General features: G+C 62.0%; 11 protein-coding genes. 7 read left to right on the top strand and 4 right to left on the bottom strand.

Annotation, left to right across the window (positions count from 1 at the left end; translation table 11 throughout):
• The first annotated feature begins 54 nt into the window (after window positions 1–54).
• From ACYZUM_RS29550 to ACYZUM_RS29575, 6 genes are all read left to right on the top strand, one after another.
• A complete protein-coding gene (locus ACYZUM_RS29550; protein WP_047290961.1) occupies window positions 55–663 on the top strand; it encodes a YqiA/YcfP family alpha/beta fold hydrolase in 609 nt (202 codons plus the stop codon).
• A 42-nt stretch (window positions 664–705) separates the two neighbouring features.
• Window positions 706–2,613, top strand: coding sequence for a DNA topoisomerase IV subunit B (parE, locus tag ACYZUM_RS29555; RefSeq protein ID WP_142579699.1), 1,908 nt, complete (start codon window positions 706–708; stop codon window positions 2,611–2,613).
• Complete coding sequence (locus tag ACYZUM_RS29560; RefSeq protein ID WP_108181501.1) at window positions 2,613–3,602, top strand: esterase-like activity of phytase family protein; 990 nt, start codon at window positions 2,613–2,615, stop codon at window positions 3,600–3,602. The genes parE and ACYZUM_RS29560 overlap by 1 nt, the downstream gene beginning before the upstream one ends.
• Window positions 3,599–4,123 (top strand): retropepsin-like aspartic protease family protein, encoded by a 525-nt coding sequence (locus ACYZUM_RS29565; protein ID WP_041065757.1) that lies wholly within the window; start codon window positions 3,599–3,601, stop codon window positions 4,121–4,123. Before ACYZUM_RS29560 ends, ACYZUM_RS29565 begins: the two co-directional genes overlap by 4 nt.
• A gap of 7 nt (window positions 4,124–4,130) precedes the next feature.
• On the top strand, window positions 4,131–6,395 hold the full coding sequence (gene parC / locus ACYZUM_RS29570; RefSeq protein ID WP_003221074.1) for a DNA topoisomerase IV subunit A: 2,265 nt from the start codon (window positions 4,131–4,133) through the stop codon (window positions 6,393–6,395).
• Between the two features lie 186 nt (window positions 6,396–6,581).
• Window positions 6,582–7,292, top strand: a complete 711-nt coding sequence (locus ACYZUM_RS29575; protein WP_108181502.1) for a PqiC family protein — start codon at window positions 6,582–6,584, stop codon at window positions 7,290–7,292.
• Window positions 7,293–7,535: 243 nt separating this feature from the next.
• Here ACYZUM_RS29575 and ACYZUM_RS29580 read toward each other — a convergent pair whose 3' ends face one another.
• Window positions 7,536–9,050, bottom strand: a complete 1,515-nt coding sequence (locus ACYZUM_RS29580) for an AhpA/YtjB family protein (protein ID WP_041065751.1) — start codon at window positions 9,048–9,050, stop codon at window positions 7,536–7,538.
• A 134-nt stretch (window positions 9,051–9,184) separates the two neighbouring features.
• On the opposite strand from ACYZUM_RS29580, the gene serB reads away from it, so the two are divergent.
• Complete coding sequence (serB, locus tag ACYZUM_RS29585; protein ID WP_007967407.1) at window positions 9,185–10,399, top strand: phosphoserine phosphatase SerB; 1,215 nt, start codon at window positions 9,185–9,187, stop codon at window positions 10,397–10,399.
• A 91-nt stretch (window positions 10,400–10,490) separates the two neighbouring features.
• On the opposite strand, the gene ACYZUM_RS29590 is transcribed toward serB, so the two are convergent.
• From ACYZUM_RS29590 to rhdA, 3 genes are all read right to left on the bottom strand, one after another.
• Window positions 10,491–12,245 carry a molecular chaperone gene (locus tag ACYZUM_RS29590; protein ID WP_108181503.1) on the bottom strand — a complete coding sequence of 585 codons (1,755 nt, stop codon included), beginning with the start codon at window positions 12,243–12,245 and terminating at the stop codon, window positions 10,491–10,493.
• A 143-nt stretch (window positions 12,246–12,388) separates the two neighbouring features.
• Window positions 12,389–13,249, bottom strand: a complete 861-nt coding sequence (gene asd / locus ACYZUM_RS29595; protein WP_041065746.1) for an archaetidylserine decarboxylase — start codon at window positions 13,247–13,249, stop codon at window positions 12,389–12,391.
• On the bottom strand, window positions 13,249–14,082 hold the full coding sequence (gene rhdA, locus ACYZUM_RS29600; protein WP_047290968.1) for a thiosulfate sulfurtransferase: 834 nt from the start codon (window positions 14,080–14,082) through the stop codon (window positions 13,249–13,251). The genes asd and rhdA overlap by 1 nt, the downstream gene beginning before the upstream one ends.
• Between the last annotated feature and the right edge of the window lie 2 nt (window positions 14,083–14,084).

The raw sequence follows: 14,084 nt of genomic DNA on the forward strand, positions 1-14,084 counted from the left end.
TTCCCTGACTCCCTGTAAACTCCGCTATCTTTCGCCGACACTCAGGGAGCTCAAATGTCCGGTTCGATCCTCTATATCCACGGTTTCAACAGCGCGCCGGCCTCGAAAAAGGCCTGTCAGCTGGTCGAGGTGATGGAACGGCTGGGTTTGAGCGAGCAATTGCGTGTCCCGGCGCTGCATCACCACCCGCGTGAAGCCATCGGTCAGTTGCAGCAGGCGATTGCCGAGCTGGGCCGGCCGTTGCTGGTGGGAAGCTCACTCGGCGGCTACTATGCGACTCACTTGGCTGAGCGCCACGGCTTGAAAGCCCTGCTGGTCAACCCGGCGGTCAGCCCGCACCGGATGTTCGATGGCTACCTGGGCACGCAGAAAAACCTGTATACCGATGAGACCTGGGAACTGACCCATGACCATGTGACGGCCCTGGCCGAGCTGGAAGTGCCGGCACCCGTGGATGCGCAGCGCTATCAGGTGTGGTTGCAGACCGGCGATGAAACACTGGATTATCGCCTCGCCCAGCAGTATTACCGGGCCTGCGCCTTGCGCATTCAGGCCGGCGGCGACCATGGTTTCCAAGGGTTTGCCGGACAATTGCCGGCGTTGCTGAGTTTTGCCGGCATTGGCGCCGATTTGTACCAGGCAATTGATTTCACCGCACTGTGACGTCTTGCCCCTTTTTCATTGAATCACTGACGACGAGACCCTATGGCCACTCCCAGCGCTAGCTCTTATAACGCCGACGCCATCGAAGTCCTCTCGGGCCTCGACCCGGTGCGCAAACGCCCCGGCATGTACACCGACACCAGTCGGCCGAACCACCTCGCCCAGGAAGTCATCGACAACAGTGTCGACGAAGCCCTGGCCGGCCACGCCAAATCGGTGCAGGTGATTCTGCACGCCGACCACTCGCTGGAAGTCAGTGACGACGGACGCGGCATGCCGGTCGACATTCACCCGGAAGAGGGTGTGTCGGGTGTCGAGCTGATCCTCACCGAGCTGCATGCGGGCGGCAAGTTTTCCAACAAGAACTACCAGTTCTCCGGCGGTCTGCACGGGGTGGGTATTTCCGTGGTCAACGCCTTGTCGTCCGAAGTCCGGGTACGGGTGAAGCGTGACGGCAACGAATACCAGATGACTTTCAAGGATGGCTTCAAGGCCACCGAACTGGAAATCGTCGGTACCGTCGGCAAACGCAACACCGGCACCAGCGTGTACTTCGCGCCGGATCCGAAATATTTCGATTCACCGAAATTCTCCATCAGCCGCCTCAAGCACGTGCTCAAGGCCAAGGCTGTGCTTTGCCCGGGGCTGCTGGTCAGCTTCGAAGACAAAGGCACCGGCGAGAAAGTCGAGTGGCATTACGAAGACGGCCTGCGCTCCTATCTGGTGGACGCGGTCAGCGAATTCGAACGCCTGCCGGACGAGCCGTTCTGCGGCAGCCTGGCCGGTAATAAAGAAGCGGTGGACTGGGCGCTGCTGTGGCTGCCGGAAGGTGGCGACGCGGTGCAGGAAAGCTACGTCAACCTGATCCCGACGGCGCAGGGCGGCACTCACGTCAACGGTTTGCGTCAGGGCCTGCTCGACGCGATGCGCGAGTTCTGCGAATTCCGCAGCCTGCTGCCACGCGGCGTGAAGCTGGCGCCGGAAGACGTCTGGGAACGCATCGCTTTCGTGCTGTCGATGAAGATGCAGGAACCGCAATTCTCCGGCCAGACCAAAGAGCGTCTGTCGTCCCGTGAAGCGGCGGCGTTCGTTTCCGGCGTGGTCAAGGACGCTTTCAGCCTGTGGCTCAACGCCAATCCGGAAACCGGTCTGGCGCTGGCCGAACTGGCGATCAACAACGCCGGTCGCCGCCTCAAGGCGAGCAAGAAAGTCGAGCGCAAGCGCGTCACCCAGGGCCCTGCGCTGCCGGGCAAACTGGCTGACTGTGCCGGGCAGGATCCGATGCGCTCCGAGCTGTTCCTGGTCGAAGGTGATTCCGCCGGTGGTTCCGCCAAGCAAGCGCGGGACAAGGAGTTCCAGGCGATCCTGCCGTTGCGCGGCAAGATCCTCAACACCTGGGAAGTCGACGGCAGCGAAGTGCTGGCGAGCCAGGAAGTGCACAACATTGCCGTGGCCATCGGTGTCGATCCGGGCGCCACGGACATGAGCCAGCTGCGCTACGGCAAGATCTGCATCCTCGCCGACGCCGACTCCGACGGTCTGCACATCGCCACGCTGCTGTGTGCGCTGTTTGTCCAGCATTTCCGCCCGCTGGTGGATGCCGGGCACGTCTACGTGGCGATGCCGCCGCTGTACCGCATCGACCTCGGCAAAGAGATCTACTACGCCCTCGACGAAGCCGAGCGCGACGGGATTCTCGACCGTCTGGTGGCCGAGAAGAAACGCGGCAAGCCACAGGTCACCCGATTCAAAGGCCTGGGTGAAATGAACCCGCCGCAGCTGCGCGAAACCACCATGGACCCGAACACCCGGCGTCTGGTGCAGCTGACACTGGGCGACGATTTTGCCCAAACCTCGGAAATGATGGACATGCTGCTGGCGAAGAAACGCGCCGGTGACCGCAAGACCTGGCTCGAGTCCAAGGGCAACCTCGCCGAGGTGCTGGCCTGATGCGGTTTGGCTGGGCCTTGGCGGGTGCCGTGCTGCTGAGTGCGACGAGCGTGTCGGCCGAACCGCTGCAGGAGCTGCGCGTGCTCTCCGAACACCCGGTCGACGGCATGCGCGGCGGCAACCTGTCGGGGCTGGCCATGTGTGGCAGCGAGTTGTGGGCGGTGTCGGACCGTGATGACGATCAGATCTATCGACTCAATGCCGCCGATCAGGCCTGGCAGGCCGAAGCCTTGCACATCGACGTGCCGCCGGTGCCGGAGACCGGTTTGCCGTGGGGGTTGCGCTCGCGCAATTGGGCCGCGTCGTTCGTGCGCGGTGGCGACCTGGATTTCGAAGGCATCAGTTGCGACAGCACTGGCAATCGCTACATTGTCAGCGAGGGGCACGCGGCGGTCCTGCAAGTGCCCGTCAGCGGCCCGGTCAACTGGCTGAAGATTTCGCCGATGATGGTTCGCGAAGCGCGGGCCAGTGGCATGCTCCTGCATTTCAATGCGATCTTCGAAGGTCTGGCGATCAACCCGGCGGGCGATCAGATGTGGCTGGCCGGGGAACGGCAAAACCGTGGCTTGCTGTTGATCAAGCGTCAGCAGACCGTGTGGGATTGCGACGGTCGTTGCGTGCTGCTCAGCGAGGGCGGCAAGGAGATGCAGCCGCCGCAGTTCCCGCACGCCAAAGCGGTCGACCGCGACTTTTCCGACCTTTCGTTGTTCAACGGCAAATTGTTTACCCTTGAACGCAACGCCTTCCAGATTTGTCGGCGTGATGCGCAGACCGCCAAGGTCGAGCGTTGCTGGTCGTACGCTGCTGAACTGTTGCAGGCCAACCGCCGTTATTCGCAGAACTTCGGGTTGGAAGAGGCGCTGATCGTTGATGCGGAGGGGGCGTGGGTCGGCGTCGACAATAATTTCGGCCCGCGGGCTGACGGTGAGGTTCGGCCGATCGTCTGGCGCTTCGCCGCGCCTGAAGGTGGCTGGAGCGCCAAACCGTGAGTCAGCAACCGCCGGGCAAACGCGCCGGCCGGGTGTTGATGATTCTGGCCTGGTGCGCGGGACTGTTTCTGGCCACACGGTTTTTCGGCCAGTGGGAAGAACGTCAGCAGAATCCGAACGTGGTGGTCACGTCCGAGCAGCATGACGGCGTGGTCGAAGTAAAACTGGCGGGCAATGCCCAAGGGCATTTCGTCGCCAGTGGCCAGATCAACGGTGAGCCGGTGGAGTTCATGCTCGACACCGGCGCGACCGATGTGGCGATCCCGGCGGATCTGGCCAAACGCTTGAAACTGGAAGAAGGTTTCGGTGTGACCCTGAGCACGGCCAACGGCCTGAGCCAGGGCTACCGGACAAAGATCGAGCGCCTGCAACTGGGCGACATCGTGCTGCGGGACGTCCGCGCACTGGTGGCGCCGGGGCTGCATGGCGATCAGGTGCTGCTCGGCATGAGCGCTCTGAACAAACTTGAATTCACCCAGCGCGGTGGCACCATGCTGCTGCGCCAGACAACGAACCGATGAGGCCCGCATGAGCGACTCCCTTGATCTCAGCCTGGACGGTGTAGAACGCCGCTCGCTGGCTGACTTCACCGAAAATGCCTACCTCAACTACTCCATGTACGTGATCATGGACCGTGCCCTGCCGCATATCGGCGACGGTCTGAAACCGGTACAGCGGCGTATCGTCTACGCCATGAGCGAGCTGGGGCTGGACGCCGATTCCAAGCACAAGAAATCGGCGCGTACCGTCGGTGACGTGCTCGGCAAGTTCCACCCGCACGGCGACTCGGCGTGCTACGAAGCGATGGTGCTGATGGCTCAGCCGTTCAGCTATCGCTACACGCTGGTTGACGGTCAGGGTAACTGGGGTGCGCCGGACGATCCGAAGTCCTTCGCCGCCATGCGTTATACCGAAGCGCGCCTGTCGCGCTATTCCGAAGTGCTGCTCAGCGAGTTGGGCCAGGGCACGGCCGACTGGGGGCCGAACTTCGACGGCACCTTGCAGGAACCCTTGGTTCTGCCGGCACGTTTGCCGAACATCCTGCTCAACGGCACCACCGGCATTGCTGTCGGCATGGCCACCGACGTACCGCCGCACAACCTGCGCGAAGTCGCTACCGCTTGCGTGCGCCTGCTCGATGAGCCGAAAGCCACGGTCGAACAGCTCTGCGAACACATTCAAGGCCCGGACTATCCGACCGAAGCGGAAATCATCACCCCGCGTGCCGACCTGCTGAAAATGTACGAAACCGGCAAGGGCTCGGTGCGCATGCGCGCCGTGTACCACGTCGAGGACGGCGACATCATCGTCACCGCGCTGCCGCATCAGGTCTCCGGGGCCAAGGTGCTGGAACAGATCGCCGCGCTGATGCAGGCCAAGCCATCGAAAGCGCCACAGATCGCCGACCTGCGTGACGAATCCGACCACGAAAATCCGTGCCGCATCGTGATCATTCCGGTCAACAGCCGCGTCGATCACGAAGCGCTGATGCAGCACCTGTTCGCCAGTACCGAGCTGGAATCGACCTACCGGGTCAACGTCAACATCATCGGTCTGGATGGCAAGCCGCAGCTGAAGAACCTGCGGGCATTGCTGGTCGAATGGCTGGAATTCCGCGTACTGACCGTGCGTCGTCGCCTGCAATTCCGCCTCGACAAGGTCGAGCGCCGCCTGCACCTGTTGGACGGTTTGTTGATCGCTTACCTCAATCTGGACGAAGTGATCCACATCATCCGCACCGAGGAGCATCCGAAAGCCAAGCTGATCGAGCGCTTCGCCCTCAGCGAAATCCAGGCCGACTACATCCTCGACACCCGGTTGCGGCAGTTGGCGCGCCTGGAAGAGATGAAGCTGCGCGACGAGCAGGACGAACTGCTCAAGGAGCAGGCCAAGCTGCAAGCCTTGCTGGGCAGCGAAGCCAAGCTGAAGAAGCTGGTGCGTACCGAGCTGCTGAAAGACGCTGAAACCTACGGTGATGATCGTCGTTCGCCGATCGTCGAGCGTGCCGAAGCCAAGGCGCTGACCGAGCACGATCTGCTGCCGAACGAGAAGGTCACCGTCGTGCTGTCCGAGAAGGGCTGGATCCGCTCGGCCAAGGGCCACGATATCGACGCCACCGGCCTGTCGTACAAGGCTGGCGATGGTTTCAAGACCTCGGCGGCGGGGCGCTCCAACCAGTTTGCGGTGTTTATCGATTCTACCGGTCGCAGTTATTCGGTGGCCGCGCACACCTTGCCGTCGGCTCGAGGCCAGGGGGAGCCGTTGACCGGTCGTCTGACTCCGCCGCCCGGCGCCACGTTCGAATGCGTGCTGATGCCCGAAGACGATGCGTTGTACGTGATCGCCTCCGATGCCGGTTACGGTTTCGTGGTCAAGGGTGAAGACCTGCAAGCCAAAAACAAGGCCGGTAAAGCCCTGTTGAGCCTGCCGAACAACGCCAAAGTCATCGCGCCGCGCCCAGTGGCCGATCGTGAGCAGAACTGGCTGGCCTCGGTCACGACCGAAGGTCGCCTGCTGATCTTCAAAATCAGCGATCTGCCACAATTAGGGAAGGGCAAAGGCAACAAGATCATCGGTATTTCCGGTGAGCGTGTGGCCAGTCGCGAAGAATACGTCACGGACATCGCCGTACTTCCGGAAGGCGCTACCTTGGTGCTGCAGGCCGGAAAACGGACCCTGTCGCTGAAGGCCGACGATCTCGAACACTATAAAGGTGAGCGTGGACGTCGCGGGAATAAACTCCCGAGGGGCTTTCAGCGGGTGGATGCGCTGCTCGTCGAAAACCTCAATTAGGCGAAAACGCCCCTCTAGAGGCGTCGAACTACGATTTAACGCGTAGATCGACGCTTTGGCGCTGGAGTCGGAACGCATATTCACGGATGATATGGCCTTTCCAAGCGCCGGCGTGGCCGAGCGTTCTTCATATTTATTGAGTATTTTCACTGTGGTCAGCCTTGTGGCGGCCACCTGGACGGGATGATGACTGCTCTGCGCCCTCTTATTTTCCTGCTCGCTGGCGTTTTGGGCCTGGCGGGCTGCAGCGTTCACCAGCCGGTGTCGCTGTATCAACTGGACAGCGGAAGTCCGGTTCAGCCTGCGCAAAGCGCTGGCATGGCGGTTTTGTTGGGCCCGATCGTCGTGGCCGATTACCTGCAACGAGAAACCCTGCTGCAGCGTCAGCCCGACGGCAGCCTGCAAGCCTCGACCGATGGTCGCTGGGCGGGCAGCCTTTCGTCGGATATCGATCAATTGCTGATGCGACAGGTGGCGGGTCATCTGGACAGTCAGCGTGTGGTGCTGGCACCAGCGACGTTGGGCTTCACGCCGGATGTGCAGGTATTGCTGACCATCACGCGACTGGATTCCGGTCAGAAACAACCGGCGATCCTCGATGCGCAATGGCGTCTGATCGACCGTCGTGGGCAGGTACGCGATAACCGCATCGTTCATCTGCAAGAGTTGCATGCCGGGACCACGGCTTCGCAGGTGCAAGCACAGGGGATTCTGCTGCAGCGTCTGGCCGAGCAGTTGTCGCTGGCGCTCAAGCCATTGGCCAACCAGCCGCCGGTGGCCGAAGCACCGCGCAAAGCGGCGCCAAAACCGGCCGCGCCGGCAGCGGATGCCGAGAAACAGCCAAAGATCCCGATGGCCTCGCCGATTCGTACCGATATGGAAGTGTTCCGCTTCTAAGTCTGCATCAGCGTCAAACCAGAGCCCGCCTTGTGCGGGCTTTGTTGTGTCTGGGGGCTGGAGATCTTTGCCGTCAGTGCGGGCCTCTTCGCGAGCAAGCTCGCTCCCACAGGTCTTGAAGGTGTCTGTGGCAGCCACCGTCCACTGTGGGAGCGAGCTTGCTCGCGAAAGGGCCGGTACAGGCAACAAAAAAGCCCGCAGACAATCACTTGTCTGCGGGCTTCTGTGCATCAGGCCTGAAGCTTACGCCCGGCGCTCATGCATCCGCGCCAGTTGCCGCTCGAGCATCGACGGATAAGGCTCCATCAAGCGCTCCACACAGCAAGCCCCCTCAGGGCTGGCGATCGGACGGATCCGCGCACGCTGGCGAATCAGCCCGTCGTCACCGATCTTGCGCTCGACCAGCAGCAGGTTGCGGCTGTGCTGCGACAAGGCCAGGGCATCCTGGGCCGAGTCGGTCAGCAGCAAGTCGATCTGGCTCAGACCGAACAGGTCTTCACCCAGGGTCAGGCCCAGCTGCAATTGCAAGGTGATGCCGCTGTCGGCGACTTCGATCTGCAATTGATGGCCCAGCGCCCGCAGCAATTCACCGCAGCAGATCGCATTGGTCAGGTAGTCGTCACCGCTGTCTTCGGTGTGGAACAGCATCAGCGTGCTGCCGTCGTTCAGGGTTTCGATCTCGCCCTGATACAGCGAAGCGGCCTGATCGAGGCAATCGCGATAGCGCTCCAGCAACTCTTCCAGACGGGCACGCGGCAGGCGCCGCAGTTGTTCCTGCGAGCCCAGTTGCACGGCCAGTACCGCGCTGTGCTGGGGCACGCTAGGCGTGGCCTTGCGCGTGATCGGTTGCGGCGCTGCATCCAGCGATTCGTCGCGCAGGTCAGCAAAAGCGTCGTCGTCTTCATCGTCTTCAACGGTGCTGACCACGTGGCGCGGTGCAGGTTTTTGCGCAGCCATCGGGCGGGTTTCGTCAAAGCTCGGGTCACGCAGGTTGCGCACTTCGAACTCTGGCTCATCCTCTTCTTCGAACTCGGGTTCCGGCTCGGGCTCGGGTTTGGGCGCAGGCTCTGGGGCGAAGTTGGCGTGCAGCTGACGCGCCAGATCGCCGATCTCGTCCTGACGGTCGGTGCCCGGGGTGTATTCGTCGATGTTGCGCAGCCAGACGCGCAATTGCAGCAGCGGCGTCGACAGATAGCGGCCCATGCGCAGACTCAGGGCCAGCGACAGCGCCAACAGGATCGCACTGAGAATGCCCATGCTCTGCAGACTGATGGTCATCGGCTGCTGGAACTGATCCATGTCCAGGCTGATGCGCAGTTGCCCGGCGGTCACGTCCTGGAAGGTGATCTTGCTCTCGTACATGCCTTCGGCTTCGCCCAACAGGCTGTGCTTGGGGCGCTGACCGGATTCGGCGAGGATGCGGTTGTCCACGCTATAGATGGCCGCGTGGGCCACCAGCTTGTTCTTGGTCAGGTTGTTGAGCAGCACGTTGAGGCTGAGGATGTCGTTGGACACCAACAGTTCAGTGGCGGAGGTGGCGGTCTGCGTAGTCAGGCTTTCGCCCAGCGCGTCGGCCTGCTCGTGCATGGCCTGCTTGAACTGCAAGCCCATCACCCCGGCATAGATCACCAGGGCCAGAGCGACCAGGATCACGTTATGGCTGGCAATGCGCAATGCAATCGGCACACGGCGATGACGCAGTGCACGGAAGATCAGCAGGAAGAAGTTATCGGTTTTAACTGGCGTGGGCCGGTTCACTGAGCTCGGCTCTTTTGTCCGTGAAGTTGACGCGCAGTATAGCGACAGGCCCTAGACCGGCAAAGCGCTCGCGGTGCCCGATGGTCACTGAAAGTGGGTAGAATGCGGTTTTTTTCCAGTTGCGGGGGTGCGCGTTGCGCGAAATCGTCCTGATTAACATCACGGGAGTCGACCGTCCGGGTCTGACTGCGGCCATTACTGGCGTTCTGGCACAAGGTGGTGTGAACATTCTCGACATCGGTCAGGCGGTGATCCACGACACCCTGTCGTTCGGCATCCTGGTCGAGATTCCCGACTCCGAGCAAGGCAAAGCCGTGCTCAAGGACATCCTGTTCAAGGGCTACGAGCTCGACCAGCAGGTGCGTTTCACCCCGGTGTCCGAAGAGGATTACCAGCAATGGGTGGGCAATCAGGGCAAGAAACGCCACATCGTCACCCTGTTGACCCGCAAAGTGACCGCCGGCCAATTGCAGGCGGTCAGCTCGATCACCGCCAAATATGGCTTGAATATCGACCATATCGACCGTCTGTCGGGTCGCATGCCGCTGGACACGCCGGCGGACAAGGGCAAGGGCTGCATCGAGTTCTCTGTGCGTGGCGAAGCGGCTGATCCGCAGGCGCTGCGTGCCGAATTCCTCAGCGTCGCGCAGGAGCTGAACGTCGACATCGCCTTTCAGGAAGACTCGCTGTTCCGGCGCAACCGGCGTCTGGCGGTGTTCGACATGGACTCGACCCTGATCGAAGCCGAAGTCATCGACGAACTGGCCAAGGCCGCCGGTGTCGGCGAGCAAGTCTCGGCCATTACCGAGCGGGCGATGGCGGGCGAACTGGACTTCCGCGCCAGCTTCAAGGAGCGCCTGGCGTTGCTCAAAGGCCTGGATGTCAGCGTACTGGATTCGATCGGCGCCTCGCTGCGCCTGACTGAAGGTGCCGAAACCCTGTTCGCCGAACTCAAGCGTCTGGGCTACAAGACCGCGATCCTGTCCGGCGGCTTCACGTACTTCGCCAAACAGTTGCAGGCCAAACTTGGCATCGACTACGTGTTCGCCAACGAACTGGAAGTGGTCGACGGCAAGTGCACCGGCGTGGCGATCGAACCGATTGTCGATGCCCAGCGCAAGGCGGATCTGCTGAAGGAACTGGCGCACAAGGAAGGCTTGCGTCTGGAGCAGACCATCGCCGTCGGCGACGGTGCGAATGACCTGCCGATGCTGGCGATTGCCGGTCTGGGTGTGGCATTCCGCGCCAAGCCGCTGGTCAAGCAGTCGGCGAAGCAGGCGATTTCCACGCTGGGGCTGGATGGTGTGCTGTATCTGCTGGGCTTTCGCGATCGCGACGGGCAGTTGTAATTAAAGATCAAAAGATCGCAGCCTTCGGCAGCTCCTACACTGGAATACGCGTTTTCCTGTAGGAGTTGCCGCAGGCTGCGATCTTTTGCTTTCAAAGCGATTTCCACAACGAGTCGAAATCCTCCTCGCCCCCGCCATTGCGTGCGGCTTCCAGCGAGCGATAGGCAAACTGATTGAAACTGTGTGTGCTCGCCACCCGTCGATCCAGCCCGGCGCGGTGTTCTTCGCCATGGGTGTTGATCAGTACTTTATTGCCTTCCTGAAACGGCAGGCGCGGGGCCAGCAAGGTCGCGGGCAAGTCGATGGCACTGATCTCGGGCAGCAGCAGGCCTCGCAAGTAGTGGCTGTGATCGTCCCGCGAACGCACCAGTTGCAAACCGCAGGGCTCGGCGTGCGGCGCCACCAGCTCAAGGCCCATTTGCGGTCCGCCACCGCGTACCTGACGAATCCAGCGCACCACCGCAATGCTCCAGCCTTGATTCGAACTGTCCTGAATCCCGACCATCTCCCCGGCCTGCAACTCGGCGGGCACTTCGTTCGGCCAGCCCAGGCAATAACCTCCGGGGCTATGGTTGATCACCGGCAAGGTGTAAGTCGGGTAGTGCGGAGTGTGGTCGGCTGTGCTGTCGTCTTCGCCGATATGGTCGTACTGAATCTCTTCGTACGGCAGAAATTCCTCAGCGCTGTTTTGCGGGGCGGCGTCGAACGCCTGGCTCCAACTGTCTTTTTCGCCCTTGGCCACCGCGCGGCTGAAGTTCGCCGCGCGGGCGCCGGGATGCTTGAGCAACTCACTGAAAGTGCGTTCGCCTCCCAGGTAGAAGTGCAGGGCGCTCATGCCGACGCACACGGTCAGGTTGCCCTGGCCGGGGGTGCGCTGAAAACTGCGCTCGGCGGTCTGGCCCCAACTGGCGTGCAGATGCTGCAGGGTGTCGAGGCTCAGTCCCGACGGGACGGGCAGTGGCGTCGATGTTTCCTGATGCAGTAAATGCGCTTCGATGACATTCACCAGCGGCTGCGGATTGACGCCGAGCAGGGTGCCCTGTTGTTCTTGGCGAAACATGCTGCGGTAGCGCGGGCCGGTGTCCAGATCGGCGCTGATGGCGAACAGCCCGTCGTCCGGGCTGCCGGGATGCAGTCTGAGCAGGGCGCTCCACGGCTCCAGCACCTCAGCCAGTCGGGCGATCTGGTTCTGCCGCAGTTGGTTGCAACGAGCGCTGCCCAACAGCAGCGCGGCGATGTAGGTCTGCTCCAGGCTCAGCTCGGTGGTCAGGCTCGCCAGGTCGTCGTGCACCCGACGCTGTTGCAGTTGCAAGCCGCAGGCGCAGCGATACAACTGATGCAGCTCGAACCACAGTTGCTCCGGCGCCGGGCTATACAGCTGCGCGGCGCGCAGCAGTTGTCCCTTGAGCGCATGCGCAGCGCGTTGCAGGGCCTGACTGACCAGCGCCGCACGATCCTTGTGGTATTTGGGCACGATGCGCAGCGCGATCTGTTTGTAACCGATGGCCAACTGACTTTGCAGTGCCTGACACAGGTTGCTGATCTTGCGCGAACGGTCATCGAGCATGATCGCCTGATGCAGGAAGTGCCGTTCCAGATGCTGACAGACGAAATACACCTCAGGACGCAGCAGCTCCAGCAGTTGCAAGCGATTGTCACTAGGGGTCAGCAATTGATTGAGTTCGCCCAGGCCTTGGTACAACTGGCGGGCGGTTTCGCCGATGTTCGCCTTGGGCAGGCCGGCGATCCAGCGCTTGAGGTCGCGCGGGGTGGCTTCGCAGAACGACAGGCGCGACTGCGTGGGAATCGGAGCGCTCAGCAGCGGGGGGGAAATGGTCTGGCTCATGCCAAAAACCATAGCAGCAAATGAGCATGTCGGCCTTCAACCGGTAGGAGCTGCCGCAGGCTGCGATCTTTTGATCCTGGTTTTTAAAAACAAAGTCAAAAGATCGCAGCCTGCGGCAGCTCCTACACGGGGGCGCCGATGTATCAGGCGTTTGGCAGTGCCAGAGCCTGGCCCATTTGTACTGGCGAACCGGCGACCAACTCTTCAGCCCATTTCACCTGATCCGGGCCAAACAGCACGATCGCGGTCGAACCCAGCTTGAAGCGTCCCAGTTCAGCACCTTTTTCCAGATGAATCGGCGCACGGGCAGCTTCGTCGTAGCGGAAGGTTTTCAGCTCGCGCTTCGGCGGGGTCACCAGACCGGCCCATACGGTTTCAATCGAAGCGACGATCATCGCGCCCACCAGCACCACAGCCATCGGTCCGCGCTCGGTGTCGAAAATGCACGCCACACGTTCGTTGCGGGCGAACAGTTCCGGCACGTTTTCCGCAGTGGTCTGGTTGACCGAGAAAATCCGGCCCGGGATGTAGACCATTTCGCGCAGGGTGCCGGCCAGCGGCATGTGCACGCGGTGGTAATCCTTCGGCGACAGGTAAATGGTGGCGAAGTCGCCGCCCATGAACGGTGCGGCATTCGCCGCATCACCGCCGAGCAGTTCCAGCACGCTGAAACTGTGGCCCTTGGCCTGGAACACGCGACCGTGTTCGATCGGGCCGAGCTGGCTGACCGCACCGTCGGCCGGGCTGAGGATCGCGCCCGGGGTCTGGTCCAGTGGACGCGCGCCGTCTTTCAGGGCACGGGTGAAGAACGCGTTGAAGTGCTCGTAGGCGGTCAGGTCTTCGACCAGCGCTTGCGACATGTCCACCTGATAACGCTTGGCGAACCACTGGGTGAAGGCATTCTTGAACCAGCGCACGCGGCACTCGGCAATGCAGCCGGCCAGACGCGACAGCAGGTGATGAGGCAGCAGGTACTGGCTGAGGATAAACAGACGCTCTTTCATTAGTTGTCCTTAGAACCTTGAATCTCGACAGGCGTATCAGGGTGGTTGCCCCATTCGCCCCAGGAACCGGCGTAGCCCTTGACCCGCGGATAACCGAGGGACTTGGCCACCAGATAAGTGAAGCCCGACCGGTGATGGGTCTGGCAGTGGGTAATGATTTCTTTGTCCTTGGTGATCCCGAGGTCTTCGAGGATCTGCGGCATGTCCGTGCGGATCCGCAGCTGACGCGCCTTGTCCATGCCGGCGGTCCACTCGAAGTTCACCGCGCCGGGGATGTGTCCGCCTTTGGCGGCCAGCACCTTCTCGCCGGAATATTCCAGTGGCCCACGGGCATCCCAGATCGCCAGATCGGCGGCGCCGAGACGGCTTTGCAGGTATTCGCGAGTGGCGGTCGGCCCTTCGTGCAGGGTCAGCGCCACCGGGCCGCCCACCGCAGGCGGCACCTGGATCGACATCGGCATGCCCGCTTCCAGCCACGCCGGCAGACCGCCGTCGACATAGTGGTATTTGTCGTGACCGATCACATCCAGGAGCCAGATGAAACGTCCGGCCCAACCGCCGCCCTCGTCGTCGTAGACCACGTAGACCGCATCCTGGCGATGCCCCAGCTCACCGAACAACGCCTCCAGATCGGCTTTGGCCGGCAGCAGTCCCGGCGCCGGCGGCTGGCCGAGCTGGGTGCGTTTCGGGTCGACAAAGCGTGCGCCGGGAAGATGACCTTCGGCATAGCGGGCAGGGCTGGTCAGATCCACCAGAATCAGTTCAGGGGAATCGAGACGCGGGAGCAGGTCGCTCGGCTCGATGACGAGCGGCAAGCCAGAGAAGTCAGACATGT

The organism is Pseudomonas sp. m6p (assembly GCF_055760375.1).